This window comes from Runella sp. R0.1_18, assembly GCF_057652155.1.
Genome location: NZ_JBYFCK010000003.1, coordinates 87,705 through 113,227, shown reverse-complemented (window position 1 = coordinate 113,227; position 25,523 = coordinate 87,705). Strand labels below are relative to the sequence as shown.

Annotated in this window: 18 protein-coding genes; 11 read left to right on the top strand and 7 right to left on the bottom strand. The window is 43.7% G+C overall.

What is annotated here, in order from left to right:
- The first annotated feature begins 11 nt into the window (after nt 1–11).
- Nucleotides 12–710 carry a tRNA pseudouridine(55) synthase TruB gene (gene truB / locus AC23P2_RS05950; RefSeq protein WP_487772337.1) on the top strand — a complete coding sequence of 233 codons (699 nt, stop codon included), beginning with the start codon at nt 12–14 and terminating at the stop codon, nt 708–710.
- A 23-nt stretch (nt 711–733) separates the two neighbouring features.
- Nucleotides 734–1,663: a bifunctional riboflavin kinase/FAD synthetase gene (locus AC23P2_RS05945; RefSeq protein ID WP_487772336.1), complete on the top strand. Its 930-nt coding sequence runs from the start codon at nt 734–736 to the stop codon at nt 1,661–1,663.
- 58 nt (nt 1,664–1,721) lie between these two features.
- Here AC23P2_RS05945 and AC23P2_RS05940 read toward each other — a convergent pair whose 3' ends face one another.
- From AC23P2_RS05940 to AC23P2_RS05930, 3 genes are all read right to left on the bottom strand, one after another.
- Nucleotides 1,722–3,146, bottom strand: coding sequence for an alanine/glycine:cation symporter family protein (locus AC23P2_RS05940; protein WP_487772335.1), 1,425 nt, complete (start codon nt 3,144–3,146; stop codon nt 1,722–1,724).
- 143 nt (nt 3,147–3,289) lie between these two features.
- Complete coding sequence (locus tag AC23P2_RS05935; protein ID WP_487772334.1) at nt 3,290–4,087, bottom strand: queuosine precursor transporter; 798 nt, start codon at nt 4,085–4,087, stop codon at nt 3,290–3,292.
- Between the two features lie 86 nt (nt 4,088–4,173).
- Nucleotides 4,174–6,174: a thioredoxin domain-containing protein gene (locus AC23P2_RS05930; RefSeq protein ID WP_487772333.1), complete on the bottom strand. Its 2,001-nt coding sequence runs from the start codon at nt 6,172–6,174 to the stop codon at nt 4,174–4,176.
- A gap of 141 nt (nt 6,175–6,315) precedes the next feature.
- Between AC23P2_RS05930 and AC23P2_RS05925 the strand changes: the two genes are divergently transcribed.
- From AC23P2_RS05925 to AC23P2_RS05915, 3 genes are all read left to right on the top strand, one after another.
- A complete protein-coding gene (locus AC23P2_RS05925) occupies nt 6,316–8,529 on the top strand; it encodes a heavy metal translocating P-type ATPase (protein WP_487772332.1) in 2,214 nt (737 codons plus the stop codon).
- Nucleotides 8,530–8,544: 15 nt separating this feature from the next.
- Nucleotides 8,545–8,754: a heavy-metal-associated domain-containing protein gene (locus AC23P2_RS05920; RefSeq protein WP_472486432.1), complete on the top strand. Its 210-nt coding sequence runs from the start codon at nt 8,545–8,547 to the stop codon at nt 8,752–8,754.
- Between the two features lie 76 nt (nt 8,755–8,830).
- On the top strand, nt 8,831–9,697 hold the full coding sequence (locus AC23P2_RS05915) for an Rpn family recombination-promoting nuclease/putative transposase (RefSeq protein WP_487772331.1): 867 nt from the start codon (nt 8,831–8,833) through the stop codon (nt 9,695–9,697).
- A 30-nt stretch (nt 9,698–9,727) separates the two neighbouring features.
- Here AC23P2_RS05915 and AC23P2_RS05910 read toward each other — a convergent pair whose 3' ends face one another.
- Complete coding sequence (locus tag AC23P2_RS05910) at nt 9,728–10,225, bottom strand: N-acetyltransferase family protein (RefSeq protein ID WP_487772330.1); 498 nt, start codon at nt 10,223–10,225, stop codon at nt 9,728–9,730.
- A 247-nt stretch (nt 10,226–10,472) separates the two neighbouring features.
- On the opposite strand from AC23P2_RS05910, the gene AC23P2_RS05905 reads away from it, so the two are divergent.
- The 4 genes from AC23P2_RS05905 (at nt 10,473) to AC23P2_RS05890 (ending at nt 15,526) form a co-directional block, all read left to right on the top strand.
- A complete protein-coding gene (locus AC23P2_RS05905) occupies nt 10,473–11,249 on the top strand; it encodes an ABC transporter ATP-binding protein (RefSeq protein WP_487772329.1) in 777 nt (258 codons plus the stop codon).
- Nucleotides 11,250–11,271: 22 nt separating this feature from the next.
- Nucleotides 11,272–12,939 (top strand): hypothetical protein, encoded by a 1,668-nt coding sequence (locus tag AC23P2_RS05900; protein WP_487772328.1) that lies wholly within the window; start codon nt 11,272–11,274, stop codon nt 12,937–12,939.
- A gap of 92 nt (nt 12,940–13,031) precedes the next feature.
- Nucleotides 13,032–14,024, top strand: coding sequence for a formylglycine-generating enzyme family protein (locus AC23P2_RS05895; RefSeq protein WP_487772327.1), 993 nt, complete (start codon nt 13,032–13,034; stop codon nt 14,022–14,024).
- A 155-nt stretch (nt 14,025–14,179) separates the two neighbouring features.
- Entirely contained in the window at nt 14,180–15,526 is a 1,347-nt protein-coding gene (locus tag AC23P2_RS05890; RefSeq protein ID WP_122930261.1) for a Gfo/Idh/MocA family protein, read from the top strand.
- A 93-nt stretch (nt 15,527–15,619) separates the two neighbouring features.
- Here AC23P2_RS05890 and AC23P2_RS05885 read toward each other — a convergent pair whose 3' ends face one another.
- From AC23P2_RS05885 to sufB, 3 genes are all read right to left on the bottom strand, one after another.
- Nucleotides 15,620–19,390 (bottom strand): putative Ig domain-containing protein, encoded by a 3,771-nt coding sequence (locus AC23P2_RS05885; RefSeq protein WP_487772326.1) that lies wholly within the window; start codon nt 19,388–19,390, stop codon nt 15,620–15,622.
- A 200-nt stretch (nt 19,391–19,590) separates the two neighbouring features.
- Nucleotides 19,591–21,897: an FdhF/YdeP family oxidoreductase gene (locus AC23P2_RS05880; protein WP_487772325.1), complete on the bottom strand. Its 2,307-nt coding sequence runs from the start codon at nt 21,895–21,897 to the stop codon at nt 19,591–19,593.
- Nucleotides 21,898–21,989: 92 nt separating this feature from the next.
- Nucleotides 21,990–23,435 (bottom strand): Fe-S cluster assembly protein SufB, encoded by a 1,446-nt coding sequence (sufB, locus tag AC23P2_RS05875; protein WP_487772324.1) that lies wholly within the window; start codon nt 23,433–23,435, stop codon nt 21,990–21,992.
- Nucleotides 23,436–23,709: 274 nt separating this feature from the next.
- Here sufB and AC23P2_RS05870 point away from each other — a divergent pair, with 274 nt between their 5' ends.
- Together AC23P2_RS05870 and AC23P2_RS05865 are read left to right on the top strand one after the other, a co-directional pair.
- The gene (locus AC23P2_RS05870) at nt 23,710–24,435 is read left to right on the top strand and encodes a hypothetical protein (RefSeq protein ID WP_487772323.1); all 726 of its coding nucleotides are present in this window, start codon (nt 23,710–23,712) and stop codon (nt 24,433–24,435) included.
- Between the two features lie 146 nt (nt 24,436–24,581).
- Nucleotides 24,582–25,427: an RpnC/YadD family protein gene (locus AC23P2_RS05865; protein WP_487772322.1), complete on the top strand. Its 846-nt coding sequence runs from the start codon at nt 24,582–24,584 to the stop codon at nt 25,425–25,427.
- Nucleotides 25,428–25,523: the final 96 nt, after the last annotated feature.

The window sequence follows — 25,523 nt, the reverse complement described above, 5'->3', positions numbered from 1 at the left end:
TCATTTCGTACATGACAGACATTACACCCACCTCTCCCGAAGAAGGAGAGGTAATCTTATTAAATAAGCCCTTGACGTGGACATCATTCGATGCCGTCAACAAAATCAAAAAATCGTGTCAGGTCAAAAAAATTGGCCATGCGGGTACGCTCGACCCCCTCGCCACAGGTTTGTTGATTCTTTGTACGGGCAAAAAAACCAAGGAAATCGACTCATACCAAGGAGCTGAGAAAGAGTACACAGGAAAAATGGTGCTTGGGAAAACCACCCCTTCGATTGACCTTGAAACAGCTTTTGATGCCGAATACCCCACTGACCATATTACGCACGAAGCCTTAATGAAAGCGGTTCAGCAACTTACGGGTACCATTGAGCAGTTTCCGCCCATTTATTCAGCCGTAAAAATAGGGGGCGAACGCCTTTACAAAAAAGCACGCCGAGGCGAAGCCGTGGAAATAAAACCCCGTACGGTTACAGTGTCACTTTTTGAGATAGATGACTCTCATTTTCCTGAGATCTACTTCCGAATTGTCTGTTCTAAAGGCACTTACATACGCAGTTTGGTTCGGGATGTGGGGATATTGGTCGAATCAGGCGCCTACATGAGCGAATTATGCCGAACCCGAATCGGTAAATTTTGGTTAAAAGATGCAGAAGAGATTGAAGGATACGTTGCTCGAAAAAGAGCCGAATTAGGTCTTTCATCATAAAAAGTTCAGTTACGACGTAGTTAATGCAAGTTTACCACGATATAGCAGATTTTCGTCCGTTGAGTAACGCCGTTGTGACCAGCGGGACGTTTGACGGTGTTCATTTGGGGCACCAAAAAATTCTGAGTCGCCTTCGTGAAGCAGCCCAAGCCTCGGGTGGCGAAACGGTGGTGATTACCTTTTGGCCCCATCCGCGCATGGTAGTTTCTAACGACAGCCAAAACCTTCGGTTGCTTTCCACGATTGACGAAAAGATTGAATTACTTCGTCAAAATGGCGTACAACACCTCGTAGTCGTTCCTTTTACCCGCGAATTTAGCGAGCTAACGTCCGATGAATTTATTCAACAAATTTTGATTGATACCATCGGTACCAAAAAATTGGTCATTGGCTATGATCATCATTTTGGGAAAAATCGAGAGGGAAGCTTTGAGTATTTACAAAAAAATGCTCACCGATTTGGCTTTGAAATTGAAGAAATTCCGCGCCAAGAAATTGACCATTTGACGGTAAGTTCCACCAAAATTCGGCAATCGCTGGTGGAAGGAAACACCTCGGTGGCCAACGAGCTACTTGGACGCATCTATACTTTTACGGGCGTGATTGTGAAAGGTCGCCAACTGGGTCGTACGATTGGTTACCCAACGGCCAACGTACAAGTGCTTGAATCCTACAAACTGATTCCTGCGGATGGCGTTTATGCCGTTCGGGTACATGTGCGTGGTCAATGGCTCAAGGGAGTTATGAGCATTGGATTTCGGCCTACTGTCAACGGCATCGGCCGAACCCAAGAAGTGTATATCTTTGATTTTCAGGAGAATATTTACGGTGAAAAAATGACTGTTGAAAACGTTGCTTTTATCCGTCCTGAGTTAAAGTTTGATGGTCTTGAAGCGCTCAAAAAAGCCATTGACGACGACTGTACGGCTGCTTTAGCGCTGTTAGAAGCATAAAAAAAGGTGGTTTGGAACCAATCCCCAACCACCTTTTCATCATTTTACTAATACTTTTTTACCCTTCCCATTCGTCGGTATTTTCTATGCCCAACTTCTTAGGATGAAATACGGGGTCAAGCCCTGCTTTACGTTGTTCTTCGTAATCTTTAAATGCTTTGAATGCTGGTTTTCGTAGCAAGAAAATGGCAATAATGTTCAACCAAGCCATCATCCCGACCCCAATATCACCGATTGTCCAAGCCAAGGCCGCCGTTTTGATAGACCCATAAAAGGTTGCTCCCATGATCATTATGCGCAATGCTTGAACTAGCCACTTGTTATTGCTATTTGATAAAAGATAGCTCAAATTTGTTTCAGCAATGTAATAATACGCCATGATGGTCGTAAAGGCAAAAAAGAGCAAAGCAACCGCCACAAATCCACTCCCAAGCGATGGAAAATGCGTATTGATGGCCGCTTGCGTAAATTCCGAACCAATGGCAAGGCCAGGTACATTTTCGACAATAAACCCTCCTGCAGGATTGACAACGTTGTACTGCCCCGTAAAAAGAATCATTAAGGCCGTAGCGGTACAAACAAAGAGCGTATCAACATACACTGAAAAAGCCTGTACCAATCCTTGTTTGACTGGGTGGCTGGTTTCGGCAGCGGCCGCAGCGTGCGGAGCAGTTCCCTGTCCTGCTTCATTGGAGTAAATCCCACGTTTTACCCCCCAAGAAACGGCCATTCCAAAAATACCCGCAAACGCTGGCTCGATGTCGAAAGCCGAACGAATGATTAGGCCAAGTACGGCTGGTACTTGGGTGATGTTTAGGAAAATAACCACCAAGGCCATCAGAATATAAGCACCCGCCATAAATGGCACCACTACTTCTGCCACCTGGCCAATGCGTTTTACGCCCCCAAAGATAATCAGTGCCAACAGGGCCGTCACCGCTGCTCCCGTTATTTCCACAGGAATGTCAAAAGCAGCTTTGGCACTGAGCGCAATACTATTACTCTGAACACCAGGCAAAAACAACGCGGTACTCAAAATGGTAGCCCCCGCAAATAGTAAGGCATACCAGCGCATTCCGAGTCCCTTTTCAATGTAAAAAGCAGGGCCTCCACGGTATTGGCCATCTTGTACCTGCTTGTAAATTTGGCCCAAAGTTGCTTCAATAAACGCCGAAGAAGCACCCAAAAATGCAATGGCCCACATCCAAAATACAGCCCCTGGGCCTCCCATTGCGATGGCCGTAGCCACCCCTGCAATATTACCAGTCCCTACCCTACCCGAAATAGCAATCGCAAACGCTTGAAAAGAACTCACGCCCTTGTCAGAGGTTTTTCCTCCAAAAAGCAACTTTACCATTTCTCGAACGTATCGAACTTGCAAAAAACGGGTAGATACCGAAAAGTAAATGCCCGCACCTAAACAAAGTAAGATGAGGGCATTACTCCAAATAATGTCATTGATGAACGTAACTACGGATTCCATGTAGAGTTTGGTCTTAGAATAAAATTAGGTGATTGGAAAAATATTTTTTTTCAAAAAAGCATTTACTACCAAAATAAAGGGATTTTGGTCAAATTACCGCCTTTTCACTATATATTCCTTCATTTTATTCGCCACCTTCTATGCTACATGGGGGTGAAACTTGAAGCGGCCGCTTCGTTGGCCAGCTGATGTGCGTTTTCTTTTCCTAAGTATTGATCGATTAAATAATGAGCACCGTATAATACGGGGGTTGTTAAAAGAGCAATGCAGCCTTTATAGATATAATTTATTGTTCCAACTTGTAGGATTTGAGTCACTGACCAATTTCCAAAAAGATAGAAGGCGATAAAAATCACAACGAAGCTGTCAACGAGCTGGGAAAAAAGGGTCGAGCCAGTTGCCCGCAGCCAAATGTATTTCCCACCAGTACGGCGGCGTAACCAAGAAAAAACCGTCACGTCAAGTACCTGACCGATAAGAAATGCAACAATAGAACCTAACATAATGCCCAATCCTTGGCGGAAGATTTGGTTAAATGCTCCGTCGATATTCATGGCATTGCCGTGGCTATCTTGGCTGTTTACGTCTAACCAAAACTGGGCAGGTGGAAGCGACGTGGTGGCATAAATCACAATGTACATGTAGGCAATAAACCCTGCCGTGAGGTACGAAATGCGCCGCACACCTTTTTTTCCAAAATACTCGTTGATTATATCGGAAGTGATAAAAACAATGGGCCAGTTCACGACTCCTGCCGACATATTAAAATCGAGTTTGGTTCCAAAAATGTCAAGTTGAGCGGGGCTTGTCCCCAACAATGTCTCTACTGAAAAAATCTTTACTCCAATAATCTCGGCAATGAGTGCATTGGTCAAAAATAATCCGCATAAAAACAGGAATAAAAACTGTTTCTTCTGCTCGAACGTGTTTGAAGTGGGCATGTCAAGAACGAATTTTGGGTTTACAGTTTGGGGTTGTGAGTTTTTATTTTGGAGTGAGCCCTTAGCCAATTTACTTCTTGGCTCATTTAAACACCAACGGCTAGTTGCTGTAGGGCTTCTGCCACAGAATGAACAGGTAATTGACACGTTTTGTTAAAACAAACATACACCGTTGTTTTATCTGTCGATGACAATCTTCCTTCTAAAAGTGGTAAGTCTGAGGCAGTTTTGGCCCCGACGATGATTTTATTTGGCCAAAAAGTTGTCTCCATTTCTTTTCTAAACGCGTCAATTTCAGGTCCCACCAGCACTACTTCTGCGGTAGGTTGCGCCCGCATCACATACAACGCCGCCCAGTTTGTCACCCATTGGACATCCGTCATCATCGAGCGCTTCAATTTTGACAACATCCAATCGGCCAATTCAATATACTCATCATAACTCACGAGCATCCCTAAAGCATACAAATTGTGCGCCATTAGCGAGTTGGAAGCAGGAATAACGTTGTCAAAAATTTCTTTTTTACGGGCAATCAAATCGTCAGACGAGCTATCTGTAAAGTAAAAAAGTTCATCCTCTTCATCGTATAAATGTTCGATGGTATAAGCCGTCAATTTGAGTGCTTCGTCGAGCCATTCTTCCTCAAACGTAATTTGGTACACCCCAATGTACGCATCAATTACCGAGGCGTAATCTTCCAAAAACCCAACGATTGTAGCTTTTCCTGCTTTATAACTGTGCCAAAGGCGGTGATTTTCGTTGGTCATTTTTGTTTTGAGGAAGGTCGCATTTTGCAACGCCAATTCTCTAAATTGTTCATCCCCAAAGGCCCGATACGCATCCGTCAACCCCTTCAGGGTCAATCCATTCCACGAAGCCAGAATTTTATCATCCAATCCAGGACGCACCCGTTTTTCTCGAACTTCAAAAAGTTTGTCCAGCACCGCGCGGTACTTTTCAGTAAAAACTAGGTTCCAGTCTGCCTGAGGAGTCAAGTGCAAATGATTGTAGCCATGTTCCCAATTTCCAGCGGCGCGAATGGAGTATAATTTTGAAAACCATTCAAAATCGTCGCCTAAAATTGACTGTAATTCAGCCTGCGTCCATATATAAAACTTTCCTTCTACACCCTCACTATCAGCGTCTAAGGCCGAATAAAACCCACCGTCAGGACTCAGCATTTCACGACGTAGCCAGTCAACTGTTTCATACACCCGACGTTTGTACAACTCATTTTTGGTCAATGTATAAGCTTCCGAATACACACTCAGAAGTTGGCCATTATCATAGAGCATTTTTTCAAAGTGAGGAATAAACCAGTCTTCGTCCACCGAATACCTTGCCCATCCACCACCCACGTGGTCGTAGATACCTCCCAGCGCAATCCTATTTAGGCTTAATTCAATTTGGCGCAATGCTTCAGGATTCTGTGAAAGGGCATAGTATCGCAACAAAAACTTATAAATAGAGGGCATCGGAAACTTAGGCGCGCGTTCCATTCCGCCTTTCTCTAAATCAAAACTTTGTTTGATATGCTCAAACATCTCATCCAAATCCTCCTGACGAAATTCCGTCGTTGAACCGTCCAAATGGTATTTATTGGACTCTTTCATTAGCATATTTTCAACAAAGCCTGCCGCCGATTTTTCCAATTCATCCCGATGATTCACAAAGGCATTTTGTACGCTGTTGAGTAAGTTTACCCAATTCCGTGGTGCCATGTAAGTCATTCCATAAAAAGGCTTGGCCTCGGGCGTCAAAAATACATTCAGCGGCCACCCACCTCTTCCACCCATGGCATGAAGGGCATCCATGTATATCGAGTCCACATCGGGGCGTTCTTCACGGTCCACTTTTATGCAAACATATCCTGCGTTCATAACCGCCGCAACTTGTTCATTTTCAAAACTTTCTCGCTCCATCACATGACACCAATGGCAAGCTGAGTAACCAATACTTACAATGATGGGCTTGTCTTCGGTACGGGCTTTGGTAAGGGCTTCTTCTCCCCAAGGATACCAATCCACTGGGTTGTGAGCGTGTTGAAGCAAATAAGGCGATGTCTCTTCGATAAGGCGGTTTGACATAAAATTTTCTTTTAAATGGTAAAGACCAACGATACTACAAAAGTTTCCAGACTGACGAAAATCCTGTAATCCTTTTTGAAAATCGTGTAACTAGCTTCCCGATTTAAGCCACTACTTTTGTAGCGACAAATGAATACCGCAATGGAACCCGAGATTAAAACTGATAATCAACAACTTTTGCTACCCGTCACGGGGATGACCTGTGCGGCTTGTGCCGTGAGTGTTGAAAATATACTCAAAAAACAAGAGGGTGTGCTGGAATGTGCGGTCAATTTTGCCAATGAGTCAGTCAGCATTTCTTTTGACAATACCCAAACCAATCCTGAAGCCCTAAAACACGCACTTCAAGCAGTAGGATACGATTTATTGCTCCATCCTGAAAACGCCCAAGCACAACAAGCTGAACAAAAAGCGAATCAGCTACTTACGCTACAAAAACGTCTATTGTGGGCAACCGTACTGACCTTCCCCATCGTGGTGTTGGGTATGTTTTTTATGGAACTTCCTTTCGTCAACTGGATTATGTTGGCACTGACGACACCCGTATTGGCAATTTTTGGTCGTGATTTTTTTATTCATGCGTGGAAACAGGCTAAATACGGTCAGGCCAATATGGATACGCTGGTGGCACTGAGTACGGGAATCGCCTTTTTATTTAGCCTTTTTAATACCGTCTATCCCGAATTTTGGCACCAACGTGGTCTTCATCCGCACGTATATTTTGAAGCATCAGCCGTGGTTATAGTGTTTATTATGGTTGGAAAATGGTTGGAAGAAAAAGCCAAAGCCAATACCTCAACCGCTATTCAAAAACTGATGGGACTACAGCCACGAACAGTTTGGATTATTGAAAATGGGGAAGAAAAAGAAATTGAAATTTCAGCGGTACGGATAGGCGACCGAATTGTGGTAAAACCTGGCGATAAAATTGCGGTCGATGGCAAAGTACTATCGGGTACTTCGTACGTCGATGAAAGTATGATTTCGGGCGAACCCGTCCCTGTTGAAAAAAACAAAGGCAGTAAAGTGTTTGCAGGAACGGTCAATCAACAAGGGAGTTTTCGTTTTTTAGCCGAAAAAGTGGGGGAAGCTACACTTTTGGCCCAAATCATTCGGATGGTTCAACAAGCCCAAGGAAGCAAAGCCCCTATTCAACAATTGACCGATAAGATTGCGGCAATATTTGTACCCGTCGTTATGTTGATTTCGCTACTTACATTTGTGGTTTGGGCAAGTTTGGGTGGCGAAAATGCCCTCACCCAAGGGATGTTAGCCGCCGTGACTGTCCTCGTTATTGCTTGTCCATGTGCGCTGGGATTGGCTACCCCCACGGCCATTATGGTAGGCGTAGGAAAGGGCGCAGAAAAAGGAATTTTAATCAAAGATGCCCAAAGCCTCGAACTAGCCCACCGAATTAATGTAATTGTGTTGGATAAAACAGGCACAATCACCGAAGGGAAACCGACGGTAACCGATACTTACTGGGCTTTCAACGAACCCGCGTTCAAATCCATTGCCTTGGCACTAGAAAGCCAATCGTCGCACCCTTTGGCCGCGTCCATTGTGCAAACGCTCAAAGCCGATGGTGCCAAAAGTGTTCCGATGTTACAATTTGAAAATGTGGCTGGCAAGGGCGTCAAGGCTTTATTTGAAGGCAATGAATACGTGATTGGAAGCGTATCTTGGATAGTAGAACGCGGGTTATCTTTGGCCAATTTTCCAATTAATTCTTGGCAAGAATCGGCCAAAACAGTGGTTGTATTTGCCAATAGTACAAACGTGTTGGCGGCGTGGGCAATCACTGACCCTATCAAGCCCACCTCAGCGCAAGCCATTGCTGACCTTCAGCGTGAAGGAATAGAAGTATATATGTTGACGGGCGACAACGCATTTACGGCCCAAAAAGTAGCCCAAGAAGTTGGAATTAGTCACTTTAAAAGTCAAGTGCTACCCGCAGATAAAGCTGCTTTTGTGGAACAACTGCAGCGAACAGGGAAAACCGTTGCAATGGTCGGCGACGGCATCAATGATTCCCACGCCTTGGCACAAGCCGACGTAAGTATTGCGATGGGAAAAGGTTCCGACATTGCCATGGATGTTGCGAAGATGACGCTTATTTCCAGCGATTTACAAAAAATCCCCCAAGCGATTCAGCTTTCCAAATGGACAGTAGCCACCATCCACCAAAACCTTTTTTGGGCATTTATTTACAACCTCATTGGAATCCCATTGGCAGCGGGAGTGTTATATCCAATAAATGGCTTCTTACTTAACCCCATGATTGCGGGCGCTGCCATGGCCTTGAGCTCAGTGTCGGTCGTAGCAAATAGCCTTAGGCTTAAATTTAAAATTTAAAGCAATTCATAAAAAATGGAGACATTACAATTCAAAACTAACATCAACTGCGGAGGCTGCATTGCCAAAGTAACGCCTTTCTTAAATCAGGTTGAAGAAATTGAAGATTGGCGCGTTGACACTGCCAATCCCGATAAAATTTTGACCATCAATGGCGAAGAATTATCGAGCGAAGTTATCCTCGAAACGATTGAAAAAGCTGGATTTACGGCAGTGCAAGTCTAACCTTGCTGTTTTAACACTTCTAGCATAACTAGAAGTGTTAAAAAGTTATTTGTAGCTTTGTTATAAACTTTTCAAAATGGCTCGTACACTTATTAGCTTTGATTGGGCACTCAAGAGGCTCCTTAGACAAAAGGCAAATTTTGCGATTCTCGAAGGATTCTTGAGCGTCTTGCTCAAACGTGACATCGTCATTATCAACCTATTAGAAAGTGAATCCAATATCTCTGAGGAAGAACAAAAAATAAACCGTGTGGACTTATTGGTTGAAAATGAACAAAAAGAAAGGCTCATCATTGAATTACAATATAGCAAAGAATTCGACTTTTTTCAAAGGATGCTTTTTGCTACTTCTAAACATTTAACCGAAACACTTCAAAAAGGGAAACCTTACCAAGAAATTAAAAAAGTATTTTCTATCAACCTAATATACTTCGACTTAGGACACGGCAAAGATTACGTCTATCATGGCAAAACCGAGTTTCGAGGCATCCATCAAAACGATATTTTAGCCCTTTCTGATAAACAAAAAGAGCTCTTTCTCAAAGAGGCACTCTATGAAATTTACCCTGAATATTATGTCATCAAAATCAACAATTTCGACGACATCGCCCGTGACAGCCTCGATGAATGGATTTATTATTTCAAAAATAACGAAGTAAAAGACGAGTTTAACGCACGAGGTTTGGCCGAAGTAAAAGCACAATTACAGTTTGACGGTCTTTCTGGACAAGAGCAATTGGACTACGAAAGGCACGAAAAAATGTTACTCTCTGAACGAGGTATAATCGCTACTGCTCGGATTGAAGGCAAAGCCGAAGGAAGAATCGAAGGTGAACAGCAAGCGCGGATAGACATGGCAATAAAAATGAAAGCCAAAGGTTTTCCCCTTGAAACCATTGCCGAAATGACGGGGCTGACAGTTGAGCTTGTCAGCCAACTTTAACAGACAACAATCCTTATTTATAGCCTCTCTCTAAAGCGGTTTTGCCATGATGTAATCTTGCATTAAAAACCCATCTCCAATGTCAATATCTTCACTTCCGACAATAGAAAAGCCCATCTTTTCGTAAAAACCGACCGCTTTATTGTATCGGTTGACATTTAGTAGTAGCGCCGAATTGTTGTTTTCCGTAGCAATTTCGGCTACTTTACGAATCAAAGCAGCCCCCGCCCCTTTGCCCTGACTAGCAGGTAGCAGGTAAATTTTATGAATCTTTGTGTTGGGTTCATTTTTGTAATTTAGTTCGTACGAAACGTACCCTAGCCACTCTTCGTTCTCTTTTATCAGCAGAAAAACGTGCCCCTTTTCCTCGATTTGCGCTGTTAACGACGGAATGCTGTACATCCAGTCAAGCATATAGTCAATTTGTTTAGGCGACAAAATATCCCCAAAAGTCATGGGCCAAGTTTGATAAGCGATGCGCTGAATTTCGGGCAATTCTGCCTCAGTTACGTTGCTAATTTCTAACATTTGTCTTTTGTGTAATTCATTTAGACTTGACGGACTTCAGCTCTACTACGTAGTAAGTTTGCTGCTAAATTAGGCTTTCCGAACTAATTTCAAACGCTATCTTTTCAAAAATTACATAAAAAGACATTTTATGCCGTTCATCTATATTTTAGTTTAGAATTGTGAACTTATTCGTTATTTAACGTCTCAATGGCATAGTGGTATCACCACCTTGCTATTTCTTCACAAAACCTAAACGAATCAAAAAATGGAAAAACAGCCAGTAGTTAGTTTACGCGGCCTTAAAAAAAACTATGGCCGAGATTTAATTCTAAAGGGAATTGACTTAGACGTGTATGCAGGCGAAATCATTGGGTACATTGGCCCCAATGGAGCAGGAAAGAGTACCACCATTAAAATCCTGATTGGAATGCTTCCCGATTTTGTGGGCGAAGTCCGTGTTTTGGGTCTTGATATTCGTGAGGACGCCCTTGAGGTCAAAAAACGGATCGGTTACGTGCCCGAAAATGCCATGTTGTATGAAGTGCTGACGCCAATGGAGTACCTATTATTTATTGGAAGACTGCACAAAATGGACGATGAACTTACGGAACGACGCGCTTTAGAATTACTCGAAATTTTTGGATTAAAGGCCCACTCCGACGTAAGAATGAACACCTTCTCGAAGGGAATGCGACAAAAAGTACTCTTGATTTCGGGGCTTATTCATAATCCAGATGTTATCTTTTTGGACGAACCTCTCTCGGGGCTTGATGCCAATGCGGTGATTTTGGTGAAAGAAGTGTTGGCCAAATTGAAAGCAGCGGGTAAAACCATTTTTTACAGCTCACACATCATGGATGTGGTAGAAAAAATCTCTGATAGAATTGTCATCATCAACCAAGGAACCATCATTGCCAACGGTACTTTTGAAGAGCTTAAAGCACAGGCCCACTCTGGTTCGTTAGAGCATATTTTTCAAGGCTTGACGGGCGACAATGAAAATGCTCACCGTGCCGAAGATTTTTTACAAGCATTGAAATAAAACCACTCAGCCAACCCATACGATGACCAAGGTAATTTTACGTATTCTCGACGCCACCCAAGGCATTTTTAGGTGGTTAGGAGCCGATTATGACGTTTTACGACATATCGTTGAAGTGAAGTTTAAAATGCAAAATCGTCGGCCAATGGCGTCGTTTTCGCATTACAAATCCCATAATGATGACCAAAATACCAATAACTCCTTTTGGATACTGGTGGGGATACTTTCAATTTTTGGGGGATTGATGGGCATTTATATTTTCTTCATCGACAAGCCCTATTACGCCTATGCCCTGCCTTTTGGGTACATCATGATTATGTCGGTGCTTACGCTGGTGACTGATTTTTCGTCCCTACTGCTCGATACCACCGACAATGTCGTGCTTTTACCTCGCCCCGTCACAGGACGCACAATCCTATTGGCCCGATTAGTCCATATTTCGTCGTATGTACTTATCCTCTCTTACGGAATTGCCCTACTGCCACTTGTTTTTACCTTGTTTAAGTACGGAATTGTGGCGTCTCTAGCCTTTGCTGTGGCTGTTTTTGTCTTAGCTATGTTGTGCGTATTTTTCACTTCGCTCCTCTACATGCTTTTGATGAAATTTACGAGCGAGGAGCGCCTCAAAGACTTCATTAGCTATTTTCAAATTGTATTCACGCTTTTGGTAACCGTAGGTTATCAGATGGTAGGGCGTATTTTAGACTGGCTCGACCTCGACACAACCGCAGTGGCCATTCGTGGGTGGCATTATGCACTTCCTCCGCTCTGGCTGAGTGGTTGGATGCAATTTGTCATTAAGGGAACCTACGATTTCTGGCTGTTATCTTTGCTATCGTTCATTGTGCCCAGTATTTCAATGTGGGTTTTGGTACGTTATTTAGCCCCTCAATTCACCCAGAAAATCGCCCAATTGGGCGTGGGCGACGGCGGAGGCAGTGAAAAAGTAATCACTCAAAAACGCGACGGATTCGTCAGTCGATTGTCCTCATGGTTCACAAAGAGCTCACTCGAAAGAGCTATTTTTGAACTCTCATGGAAAGTTACTGCCCGCGACCGAAAGTTCAAGATGCGTACTTATCCTACTTTTGGGTCGTTGATTCCGTTGGTTTTTGTCTTTGGGAAGGAGCTTTTTGACCCCCAAAAATGGTCGGAGATGGCACAAGGCTACCTTTATTTAATGTTGCTTTATATGGCACATATTATTGCGGGAACTTTTTATTCCCAAAGTCATTTTAGCGAAGATTTTAAAGCCGCTTGGGTCTATTTTGCTACCCCTACCGACTCCCCCCGCGACGTAGTGGTAGGCAATATCAAAGCCATTCTGATCAAATTTTATGCTCCTTTTTATCTTTTACTTAGTGTTTTTGTGTTGACAATTTGGGGTATCAAAGCCATCGATGATTTGTACTTAGCCTTTGTTGCATCGGTATGCTTATCTATGATTGAGAGCAAAATTGGCTCCCAAAATCGCCTTCCATTCTCCAAAAGCCTAGCTAGCATGAAAGAAGCAGGACAAACTTCTCAATTTGTCATTTTTATGATTTTGCTTCCGATTTGTGGTTTTGGGCACTGGGGACTGACGTTCGTCCCATTTGGCGTGCCAGTGGCCTGTGTTTTTGCCACCTTTATTGCTTATATTTTGTACAAACAATTCGACAAACTGACCTGGGAGCGCTTTGACTTATAGAAATCTTTGGCGCGCTATTCGTGAAAATCATTGGATTGCGGTATCTTTCGGGCTCTAATCTTTTTTAGCTCATTTCTATTATCAAAACATCAATGCAGTTCGTAAAAAAAACACTCCTTCTTAGTGCTTTCTGCGGAACGGCCTTTGCCCAGCAGAAATTCGAGAACTACGCGCAAGCCATTTCGGGAAGTAACATCAAGTACGATATGGTTGCCATCAAAGGTGGCGATTTTATGATGGGTAGCCCTGCCAAAGAAAAAGACCGTAAAGAAGACGAAGGCCCTCAACACAAAGTAAAAATTGAGCCTTTTTGGATGGGTAAGTACGAAATTCCTTGGGATTTTTATGATCTTTTTACCACCAAAAATATCGAAATTGAAATGGCAAAGCGTTTTCCTGACCCAGAAAACAGCCTGTCGAAAACCGATGGAAGTACGCGCCCAAGCGCCGCTTACGTTGATATGTCATTTGGAATGGGGCGCGGTGGCGGTTATCCTGCTGTCAACATGACTCAATATGCCGCCATTTATTTTTGCAAGTGGCTTTACGAAAAAACAGGCGTATTTTACCGCCTTCCTACCGAAGCCGAATGGGAATATGCCTGCCGTGCGGGTACTACTACTGCGTATTCGTTTGGAGATGACCCAAAACTATTAGATGAATACGCTTGGTACAAAGCCAACAGTGGCGGTGGTTACAAAAAAACGGGCACAAAAAAGCCCAATCCTTGGGGATTGCACGACATGCACGGAAACGTGATGGAGTGGACACTCGACCAATACGCCAAAGATTATTATACCAAAAAAGCGGGTGGCCAAGCCAAAGAAGCGTTTTTGAAAGTGACGGAATTGTATCCAACATCCGTTCGGGGTGGTTCATGGGACGACGATGCAAGTGTATGCCGCAGCGCCACTCGTATTCCCTCAGTTCCTGACTGGAAAATCATTGACCCTCAGAGTCCAAAAAGTGAGTGGTGGATGACCAGCGCTTCGTTTGTTGGTTTTCGCATCGTTCGCCCAGTTAAAACTCCTTCCAAAGAAGAAATTGCCGCTTACTATAACCCGCCTCTGATTGAGGACTATTAATAAGTATTTGGCCTTCAACATAAAAATTACCCGTAGATTCATTCTTTACGGGTAGTTTTTGTTTTTGGGGCACTTTTATAGGCTGACAAACACATTGATTTTAGGTCGCTAAATCAACGACATCCACAATTTCCAACTTAAACTCTTTTCTAAAAATGGAAACTAATCGCCGAGAGTTTCTCAAATCGTCTAGTTTATTAACAGGAGGGGCTTTGCTAAGTAGCCTACCTTTTGCTTCATACGGATTTCATTCGTCAAATGATGACACCATCAAAATCGCCCTTGTTGGTTGTGGTGGTCGCGGAACGGGTGCAGCAGCCCAAGCCCTTAGCACCAAACAAAATGTAAAAATCGTGGCCATGGCAGATGCGTTTCAAGACCGCTTGGACGACGCATACACTGCTTTGACCAAACGCAAATACAAAGATGATGCTGGTGTAGAAATTGATGTTAAATCAAAAATTGATGTACCAAAAGATCGGATGTTTGTGGGCTTTGACGGATACAAACAGGCTATCGCCTTGGCAGATGTTGTTATTTTAGCTACGCCTCCTGGTTTCCGCCCAATGCACTTTGAAGAAGCTATTCGCCAAAATAAGCACGTGTTTATGGAAAAACCTGTGGCTACCGACGCGCCAGGTATTCGTAAAGTGCTTGCAACGGCCGAAGAAGCAAAACGCAAGAAATTGAACGTAGTTGTTGGACTTCAACGTCACTATCAACGCAATTACCGTGAAGCGATGAACCGCATTCACGACGGAAAAATTGGCGACATCGTCGGTGGAAGTGTGTATTGGGTTTCGGGTGGCGTATGGAATCACCCCCGCAAACCGAATCAAACTGAGATGGAATACCAAATGCGTAACTGGTACTATTTCAACTGGTTGTGCGGCGACCACATTACCGAGCAACACGTTCATAACATCGACGTAGCTAACTGGGCAAAACAAGGATACCCCGTTTCGGCACAAGGTACGGGTGGGCGACAAATCCGTAACGGAAAAGAATTTGGTGAAATTTTCGACCACCATATCGTGGACTTCACTTACGCCGACGGAACGCTCATCAACAGCCAATGCCGCCACTACGAAGGAACGTACAGCAAAGTAGATGAGCAGTTTTTAGGCACCACGGGCCGCATCGACAGCTTCAACGGCAACAACACCGTTTTGAAATCATACCAAGGTGGCAAAGTCATTTATGCCCACGAAGGAAAAGGCGACCGTAATCCATATCAAGTAGAGCACGATGAGCTTTTTGCGGCCATTGCCAAAGGTGAATACAAATTTGCCGATGCCGAAAACGGAGCAAAAAGTACCCTTACTTCCATCATGGGTCGTATGGCTACGTATTCTGGTAAGTTGGTAAAATGGGAAGAAGCGCTCAATTCAAACATTAGCCTTTTCCCTGATCAAATTGCATGGGATGCCAAACCAAAAATCTTACCACTAGCGGATGGCTTCTATCCTGTCGCAGTTCCTGGTAAAACCATCGCTGTTTAATCAGGCTTCATCCTAAAATAATTTTCCCCGTCACCTTTGCAAATTTGCTTGGTTGACGGGGAATTTCATTGTAGGGTAATTGACACTGTGCTTTTATTCTTGTTTCAGTACCTTAATCACTTTGGTCGGCATGTCAGGATGCGACGTTTGGAGCAGGTACGAACCTTTTGTCAACTGTAACGGTGCTAGTTCTAATTCGGCCTCAAGTCCATGCCAACGAACCTGCTGCACTGGTATCATAAAGCCCGCAAGCGTTACAATTGAAAATGTCGTGGATTCTGGCTTGTAGGTATCGGGAAGAGTCATTTTTAAAACCGACACAAACGGATTCGGATACGCGCTCCATACTTCTACTACTTCAGCTTCCTCCTCACCAATTCTAGCATTACCAGCTATTAGTGTAAATGTAATAGTTGATACCCCTATCACCTTGTCGGCCTTTATTGCTTTCGCGGTTAGTTTATAAGTCCCTAGTTCTGCACTAAAACCGCCATTGTCATCAAATAGCCCGTAAGGAGCAGCTGTATCTGAAAAAGACTGTACTTTTACTCCAGTCATACTAAACTCAATTCGATCCACCGCCTGACTTGATTCAGCAAAAATGTTCACAAAAGTTGCAATGGATTGAACCGACGAAAGTGAAATCCTATCTCCATCACGAAGGGTACGAATAAATCTTCTCGAAGAAGACCCTCCTGCTTTGAACAAACTAAAAACAAGGTTGGCAGTCATCGGTGTAGAATCACTTACTTTAATGACAAAAAACTCGTCCACAATCGCACCTTGATTATCTATGGCACGCACTGTAACTGTATAATTTCCCGCAGTTGTTGGTGTTCCTACGATACTCCCATTTTGGAATGATAAGCCTGGAGGCAAATTACGCACCAAAAGGCCAAACAAAATACCGTCAGGGTCACGGAAACCATTCAAGTCAATGTTCAAGGAGAAAGCTTCCCCAACTACTGCTTCTTGGTCGGGGATCTGGGTAACAACCACAGGCGGAATATTTCCATTACTCAACGTTACCCACAACGTGAGGGTTGTTTCTCCAAATGCGCCCAAGCCATCATAGCCTCGCACCACGATTTTATACTCACCCGCTACGCTTGAAGTTCCTACAACTGCTCCATTAGCGTACACAAATCCTGATGGCAGGTTACTTACTTCTAACCGAACAGTTCCCCCCTCTGGGTCACGGAAGAGTCCTTGCGGCAGTGTATATGAAAACGCATTACCCACCATCACCCGTTGAGTAGGTAAAGTTGTAGTCGCTACTGGTGGCAAATTCGAGGAAATACTTCTAACAGACAATTGAAAAGAAGTTTCAACCGAAGCATTTTCATTGTCGATTCCTCGCACAGTCACTTTATAATCTCCCGCTGTTACGGCTTTTCCCGAAAGTTTATTGTTGGCATAGGTAATTCCTTGCGGCAAATTTTGCACCAACACCCGTACAATATATCCGTCATTATCACGGAAAATATTAGGTGTAATTTCGTACTCATACGTTTGTTGCACTACCGTCACTTGGTCAGGAATGGTCGTCACAACAATCGGGCTTTGGTTCACAGATAATACTTTTAGTAAAAACTGGGTTTTGACCGACGCATTTTCGTTGTCAAAAGCTTCAACTGTCACTGTAAAGTTTCCAGCTACCTTTGGTGCTCCACTAATCACGCCACTGTTTGCAACCATTCCCGATGGTAAGCCAGTCACAACCATCCTTGAAATTTGTCCGTCTTTGTCTTGAAAAGTACTGGTTGGAATGATGAAGATAAAGTTACGGTTGATGGTGGCTTGTTGGTCAGTAATTTTTGTAACTACAACTGGCGCTTGATTGACCCGCAGATTTGCCACTACAAAATTAATGGTCGTTCGACCTATACCATTAGCAGGTATAATTGACGTTGAATTATAAGCTTCAAGCACCAATTGATAATTTCCCAGCTTTAGGGTTGTTCCTCCATCATCACCAAAAAGTGCAAACGGAACATCGGTTTCAGTTCGGGTCTGATTGACAGGGCCTGTCAATTTCATAACAACGGCTCTGGCTGAGGCATCGGGTGTCGCTATAAAATTTGTCAGGAAGTTGAGGTCATTAAAATTAAGAGTATCTTTATCTTTGACATTGCGTAAAAATGCGCGATTTAAGTAATTACCTGCTTTAAACAATGCCAACGTAGAAGGTTTTTGAGCTACTACTTTGAGATTGAACGTTGTGCTGGTTGAAGCGTCATACAAATCAGTTGCAGTGACTGTAATTTTATACGTACCCACAATCAACGAATTACCACGAATTGTATTTTTATCAAAATAAAAACCAGTGGGTAGGCCGCTCACCGCGTACGATTCAATGCTGCCATCAGGGTCTTGAAATGCTCCTTCGGGGATGGTGTAAGTCGCATCAAAACCAGCCGTAATGGTGTAGTCTGAGAGTGCGGTTTTTACCACAGGGGGCTGATTGACTTCTGGTTCGCCGAGCAAATCCTCTACCAATTGAATTTCTACTGGGCCGCTTACGCGCTTTTCTTCCCAACGATTGTTATAACCTGGAATACCGTAGCTCCCTGTTCTTACTAATTCTGACAGTTTAACCACCATTTTTTGTTTATTTACAATGGGAGTCATGGGTTTGGATAACCAGTTGGCCGCTACACTTTTAATCATGGGAGCAAACCAATTTAAGTCCGCCGTGTTGTTGATGACGACGTTGACCAACTTACATCCACGTTCAAAATGTTGGCCTAGCATTTGCTCCATGCCGAACTGCGACAAATCAGGTTCACGAAACGCTTCGTTCATAATCCACCTATCACCCATGCTTCCACGCAACACATCCGCACTAAAATAGTGATTGTAGTACTGCGAGTCGTTTATTTTTGTCCCATCAACATTACGGGCTAAATCCTTGAAAGCCAATGTCCCACGACGGAAACTTAGTCCATCGTGTACCGACCCAAAATCATTGATAACCTTATAATTGGCATTCACTCCTTTAACAGTGCTGCTCACCCCGTCCAAAAAGTTTTTTAGAAGTGTATGTCGATAAATGTACCAATCAGACCAACGTTTATTTTCTGGGTGGCTATAGTCGGTTGTGATTGGTTGAATATCTCCAATCGCGCTGTAGTCAGATTTCCACGCATCATTAATTCCTTTTAGGGAGCCATATTTAGCAGCCAACCAGCTTTGATAACCCGTAAGCATCGTAGAAGTATAATCATACAACGATAAATAAGGGTCTCCGTAGCCTATATCTCCCTTAGAAATATACCCTTCGTAGTGGTAGCCCGCTTCTTGGGTCGTCGTGGTTGTCGCGGCAACGCACAAAACGCGACCTTCTTGCAAATACGAAACATACCTTTGACTTACTTCTTTAACAAAACCAAGGGCTTTGATGACAGAAGGCTGGTGCGCCATGCTAAAAATCTCTTTAAACACGCGGCCTTGTTGGTCTTTAGAGGCTTCGCTTTCAGTCCAAAAGCCTTCGTTGCGATTACAGCAACGTGCCAAGTGAATCCGAAAAAAAATCTTCAATCCTAGCTCTTTGCACAATTTCACTTGGTTATCGAATTGTACCCAGTTGGCTGAACTTGACACCTGCGGATACACAACATCCCAGCGTACCGTAATCATGGCGGCATTACAACCTTGCTTGGCGGCTTCGCGAATGACATTGAGGCCATGTTCATCTCCTTCGGTAGTATTTAATAAAGCAACGCATAAATAGCGCTGATTGTCGTCTGCGACGTAATGGTGCGGTTGAGGTGAAGTGAATGGGTCAGAATTAATCTTTGCGCTGGTTTTTAAAGAAACCACCCATGCCAGTACACACAAAATTCTTGCTACACGTATAATCATTTGGGACATGTTTTTGATAAAGGGGCAATCTGATATACCTGTATCAAAAACCGTGCAAAAAAGCGCCTTATAGGGCTATTAAGCACTTTTTTTTGTAAATAACCTTGCTCTAAACCCCTTAATATTGGGATACAAAGTACTTTATCACCTTCCCATTTAGAAATTTACTTATGGCATGGTTTTTGAAGAACGAGGCTATTTCAAATTTTCTTCTCTTTACAGATAATCTCAATGATTACTGCTTTAGACGTTGGAGTCATGCTTCGGTCAGCATAACTATTGATTGGAACAAGGGTATTTGCCTCGGGAAAGTAAGTCGCCACGCAACGCTCAGGCAATGAGTATGGTACAACGACAAAGTTAGGAGCTGTTCTGGTTACGCCACCGTGATAATTGAATAAATCCACCCTTTCGCCAGCCACCAACCCTGCTCTTTGGATATCGTTTTGGTTCATTAAGATAACGCGCCGTTCGTTGAAAATTCCACGGTAACGATCATCTAACCCATAAACTGTCGTGTTAAATTGATCGTGGCTTCTTATGGTCATCATCAAATATTCGGTATCACTTAACACAATTGGGCTATACCTGTTTATTGAAAACATGGCCTTCTGGGTCACGGTTTTAAACTCTCCTTGACGAGGCCCATTCGGCAAGTAAAATCCGCCTAATTGGCGAACACGTTGGTTATAATTTTCAAAGCCTGGAATCGTGCGCTCAATCGCTTCCCGTGTATGGTCATAATGTTGTACCAAATCATCCCAATTTACTTTTGATGTATTTCCCAAAGTAGCCTTTGCCAACCGTCGAACAATGTCGGGCTCACTCAATAATTGTGCTGAAACGGGCGTCAGTTTACCCATGGATTTATGCACGACACCCATCGAATTTTCGACAGTTACAAACTGAGGCTCACCTTCTTGCAGATCTTTGTCGGTACGTCCCAAACAAGGAAGAATAAACGCTTCCTCTCCAGTCACCAAATGGCTTCGATTAAGTTTTGTCGATACGTGCGCTGTTATCTGACATTTTCGGAGGGCTTGAGCGGTAAAAGAGGTATCTGGTGTTGCCGAAAGGAAATTTCCCCCCATCGCAAAAAATACCCCGACTTTGCCTTCGTGCATTGCCTTAATGGCCTCCACGGTGTTGTAGCCGTGTTTGCGAGGAGGGTCAAACCCGAATTGTTCTTGAATTTTATCTAAAAATGCTTGCGGAGGAGCTTCCCAAATCCCCATCGTGCGGTCGCCCTGCACGTTGCTATGACCCCGAACAGGACAAGTTCCTGCGCCAGGTTTTCCAATCGACCCTTTTACTAAAAGTATATTTACCAGCTCACGAATGGTATCTACAGCATTTTTATGCTGCGTCAACCCCATTGCCCAGCAGCCAATGATGTTTTGGGACGATTTTATCAATTCTGCCGCCTCTTCCACTTCCTTTAGCTGTAAGCCACTATCACGTATCAGTTGTTCAAAATCGTGTTTTTCAAGGTCTTCTAGCAGTGCCTCGATGCCCTGCGTTTTTTCACGAATAAACGTCCAATCAAACACCCCTCCCGTCGTTTTTTCGGCTTTGTGTAGGTACTTTAAAAACGCCTTAAACAAAGGAACATCGCCATTGATGCGTACTTGTAGGTACGCGTCGGCCAAGGCCGTTTTTGCCCCTAACAACCCTCCCACGGTTTGCGGATTACTAAACGCCACCAACCCCGTTTCCTTCAATGGATTAATGGCCAAAATTTTTGCCCCATTTTTCTTCGCTTTTTCCAGCGCCGACAGCATCCGTGGGTGGTTAGTCCCTGGATTTTGACCCGCAATGATTATTAGATCTGCTTTGTAAAAATCATCTAATTTCACCGACCCTTTTCCTATACCTAAAGTTTCGTTGAGGGCTACCCCGCTCGATTCGTGGCACATGTTGGAGCAATCTGGAAAATTGTTGGTACCAAACTCCCGCCCAAAAAGTTGGTACAAAAAAGCCGCTTCGTTGCTCGTTCGACCTGAGGTATAAAAAATAGCTTCATCGGGCGAGGCAAGTTTTTTTAAATGAGAACCAATTTTATAAAAAAGCGCCTCCCAAGCAATCGGTTGGTAATGAGTAGCTCCTTTGGGCTTGTACATAGGCTCGCCCAAACGCCCTTGCTGACTCAATTCATAATCAGACCAAGTCCCCAACTCCTCAATAGAATGTTTGGCAAAAAAATCAGCCATCAGTCGTTTGGTTGTGGCTTCTTCTGCAATGGCTTTTGCTCCGTTTTCGCAGTACTCTGCAATCCGCGAACGCTCGTCATCGGGGTCTGGCCAAGCGCAACTTGGGCAGTCAAAGCCGTCTTTTTGGTTGAGATTGAGTAAAGCTTTGGTACCGCGCGCCACGTCCATAGCACCAAACACGTGTTGCAAGGCACTGGTAACCGCAGGCAGCCCAACGGCTACTTCTTTGGGGGATTCAACCGAAATTCCTGTCAATTCCTCAGGAGTAAGTTCTACGGGGTGGGGAGTTTTTTCCATTGTTTTGCCAATAAAAAACGGTATGACTTTCCTTAAAAAGCCATACCGTCGTAGTTGGTTACTTTATATTAAGTGGTAAATTCTGTAGAAAATTATCCTACCGAACCTTCCAAGCTGATTTCTAACAATTTCTGAGCTTCTACCGCAAACTCCATTGGAAGTTGGTTTAAGACTTCTTTTACGTAGCCATTGACAATCAACGCCACGGCTTGTTCGGTTGGAATACCGCGTTGGTTACAGTAAAACAACTGGTCTTCGCCAATTTTTGAGGTAGTTGCTTCGTGTTCTACCGTCGCGCTTGAGTTTTTCACTTCGATGTACGGGAAGGTATGCGCTCCGCACGTATCACCCAACAACAACGAGTCACATTGTGAGAAATTACGCGCATTTTCGGCACGTTTGAATACCTCTACAAGGCCACGGTAAGAGTTTTGGCTTTTTCCTGCTGATATACCTTTTGATACAATACGGCTTTTGGTATTTTTTCCAATGTGTATCATTTTAGTACCCGTATCAGCTTCTTGCATATTGTTTGTCACAGCCACCGAATAGAACTCCCCAATCGAGTTGTCACCTTTTAAGATAACCGAAGGGTATTTCCACGTAATGGCCGAGCCTGTTTCTACCTGCGTCCAAGAGATTTTAGAATTAGCGCCTTCGCAAAGACCACGTTTTGTCACGAAGTTATAAATCCCTCCTTTACCGTCTTTATCTCCTGGGTACCAGTTCTGAACGGTACTGTATTTCACTTCGGCTTTTTCGTGCGCAACGATTTCTACTACCGCCGCGTGCAACTGATTTTCGTCGCGCATAGGTGCCGTACAGCCTTCCAAATAGCTCACGTACGAACCTTCATCGGCAATAATAAGTGTACGTTCAAACTGCCCCGTTCCCGCCGCGTTGATACGGAAATAGGTCGAAAGCTCCATCGGACAACGTACGCCTTTAGGGATATAGCAAAACGAGCCATCCGAGAAAACGGCTGAGTTGAGCGCTGAATAAAAGTTATCTTTGGCAGGTACTACCGAGCCTAGGTACTTACGAACCAAGTCAGGGTGCTCTTTAATGGCTTCGCTGATTGAACAGAAAATAATTCCCTGTTTTTTTAGCTCTCCTTTAAAGGTTGTGGTGACCGAAATAGAGTCAATAACGGCATCGACAGCCACTCCCGACAGGCGTTTTTGCTCGTTGAGCGAGATGCCCAAACGTTCAAAAGTACGACGCAACTCAGGGTCGATTTCGTCGAGCGAGTTGACCGTTTTTTTCTGTTTTGGAGCCGAGTAATATTTAATGACTTGGAAGTCGATGGGCGGGTAATGAACGTTTGGCCATTTGGGTTCTACCATGGTTTGCCACGCGCGGAACGCCTTCAAACGCCATTCGGTCATCCATTCGGGTTCTTCTTTTTTTGCTGAAATCCAACGAACTGTGTCTTCGGAAAGTCCTGGCTCCGCTTCTTCGGCTTCAATATCCGTCACGAAACCATACTTGTACTCCGAATTGGTTATTTCTTCTAACAATTCAACTTCTTTGCTCATCGCGTATAGATATGCGTTTATTCTAAATTTTCAACAAAAAACGGGCGACTAATGTTCTATTTTGGGCGCAAATATATTTAAAAAAAATCTAAATAAGAACAGACAAGCCGATTCCCAACCCTCAGAGCTACCGCCACTTGTCCTGCCCAAGCCGAAAAAACAACGCTTTTTTTTCGCCTCCATTCCAACCTTCCATTCACCAACCACGTCATTTCACTGATTTCCGAGGCCTTGGATTCACCATTATTCATTTAAAAAACGAAAAAAAACAGCAATGAAAGTAGTATCAGTAGCCCCCGTCAAAAACGTTATTTGGGCCTTTGGAACCGTTCTCGCCATGGGATTGAGCAGTTGTAACACCGAAACCGAAACGCCGAACCCCAACCCCACCTTCACCACCGACTTCAACAAAGGAGCGGATAGCTGGACGGCTGGTTTGGTCGATTACAACGAACAGCAAGAGGGAATCATGGAGTTTAGTTCTAAGATTGCGGCATTGCCGACGGACACCCTCAAAAAATCAATGATGATTCAGAGTCACAACCGCAGCGACGATGCCTTTATGTATTTGACCCGTAAGTTGACGGGATTGACGCCTAACCAAACCTATAAAATCGGGTTTGAGGTTGAATTGGCCTCCAAATACCCCCAAAACAGCGTTGGTATTGGCGGTTCGCCTGGCGGAGCCGTGTATTTGAAAGCGGGAGCTTCGGGCACCGAACCTCAACGCGCAAAAGACAATACGGGACAATGGAAACTCAACTGGGACAAGGGTGCACAAAGTGAAGGTGGAAAAGATGCCGTACTCCTTGGCACAATTGGTATTGAAGGTGAGGACGTCAAATACCAACTCATCAAACGTACCAATAGCCAAGCCCCTTTTTCGGCCAAGGCCAACGACAAAGGCGAGCTTTGGCTCATCGTAGGCACTGATTCGGGTTTTGAGGGGCTAACCACCCTCTATTACACCCAAATCAAGGCGTCGTTGACCAAACAGTAGGTTATTATAAAGTACCAACCAAGCAGCACGGGCAATAGGCTCGTGCTGTTTTTTTGGCCTCTTTTTGCCTAAGTGGCGGCTTTTGACTTTACTTAAAAAAGAATTCTATATAGATATAATAGAGAATATCTTTATAACTTTGCTTCATGGAAGCCAAAAAGAAAAAACGCCAACCAAATGGGCAGCAATCTTCACAATATGATAAGATTTTTAAAGAGAATCTTGAAGCTGTGATTTCAAGTATCATGCAAAACATCCTTGAAATTACAGCTGTTTTTGTGGAAGAACTGCCCGATGACATTCAACATACCAAAGAACGTAAACCCGATGTACTCAAAAAAGTAACTGACACCAAAGGTGACACTTTTGTGCTTCAAATTGAATTTCAAGTAGCAAATGATGATGAAATGGTACATCGTATGCTTGATTACAAGGCCATGCTCATACGAAAGTACCGACTTCCCATTTATCAGTATGTGATTTTCCTGGGTAAAGGACAACCCAAAATGGAGACACATTTGACCGATGTGGGTTTGGCTTTCGAGTACAATTTGCTTTCTATCAATTCGGTAGATTACAAAATATTCCTAAAATCAAACCGCCCAGAGGAAATTGTTCTATCTGTTTTAGCTAACTTTGGCCAAGAAACTTCCGACAATGCCCTGAAAGACATCATTTTACGACTTGAAGAAACTACTAGCGGAGATTTGGCGTTAAAAAGGTACTTCAAACAGTTGCGTATCTTAGCTCAACTGCGTAAATTAGAACAAAAATTAAAGAATATTGTAATGGACAGCATCGCAAAATATATTGACGAAAAAAGAGATGTAGCCTTCTTATTAGGTCTTGATAAAGGGCAAGAAAAAGAACAAACAAAGTTTGTTACAAACCTTTTAATAGAAAGTGACTTTAGCATCGACAAAATTGCTAAAATTGCAGGTGTAGCAGTGGATTTTGTCAAGTCCGTTCAACGGCAACTTGGTATTAACTAGCCACTTATATAATTTTTCGCTTATTAATCTCGATTGACAGAATAGGCAGCAACTCCCGACTGTACAGAGCTCCCCAATGCCCTCGATTGCGCAGCC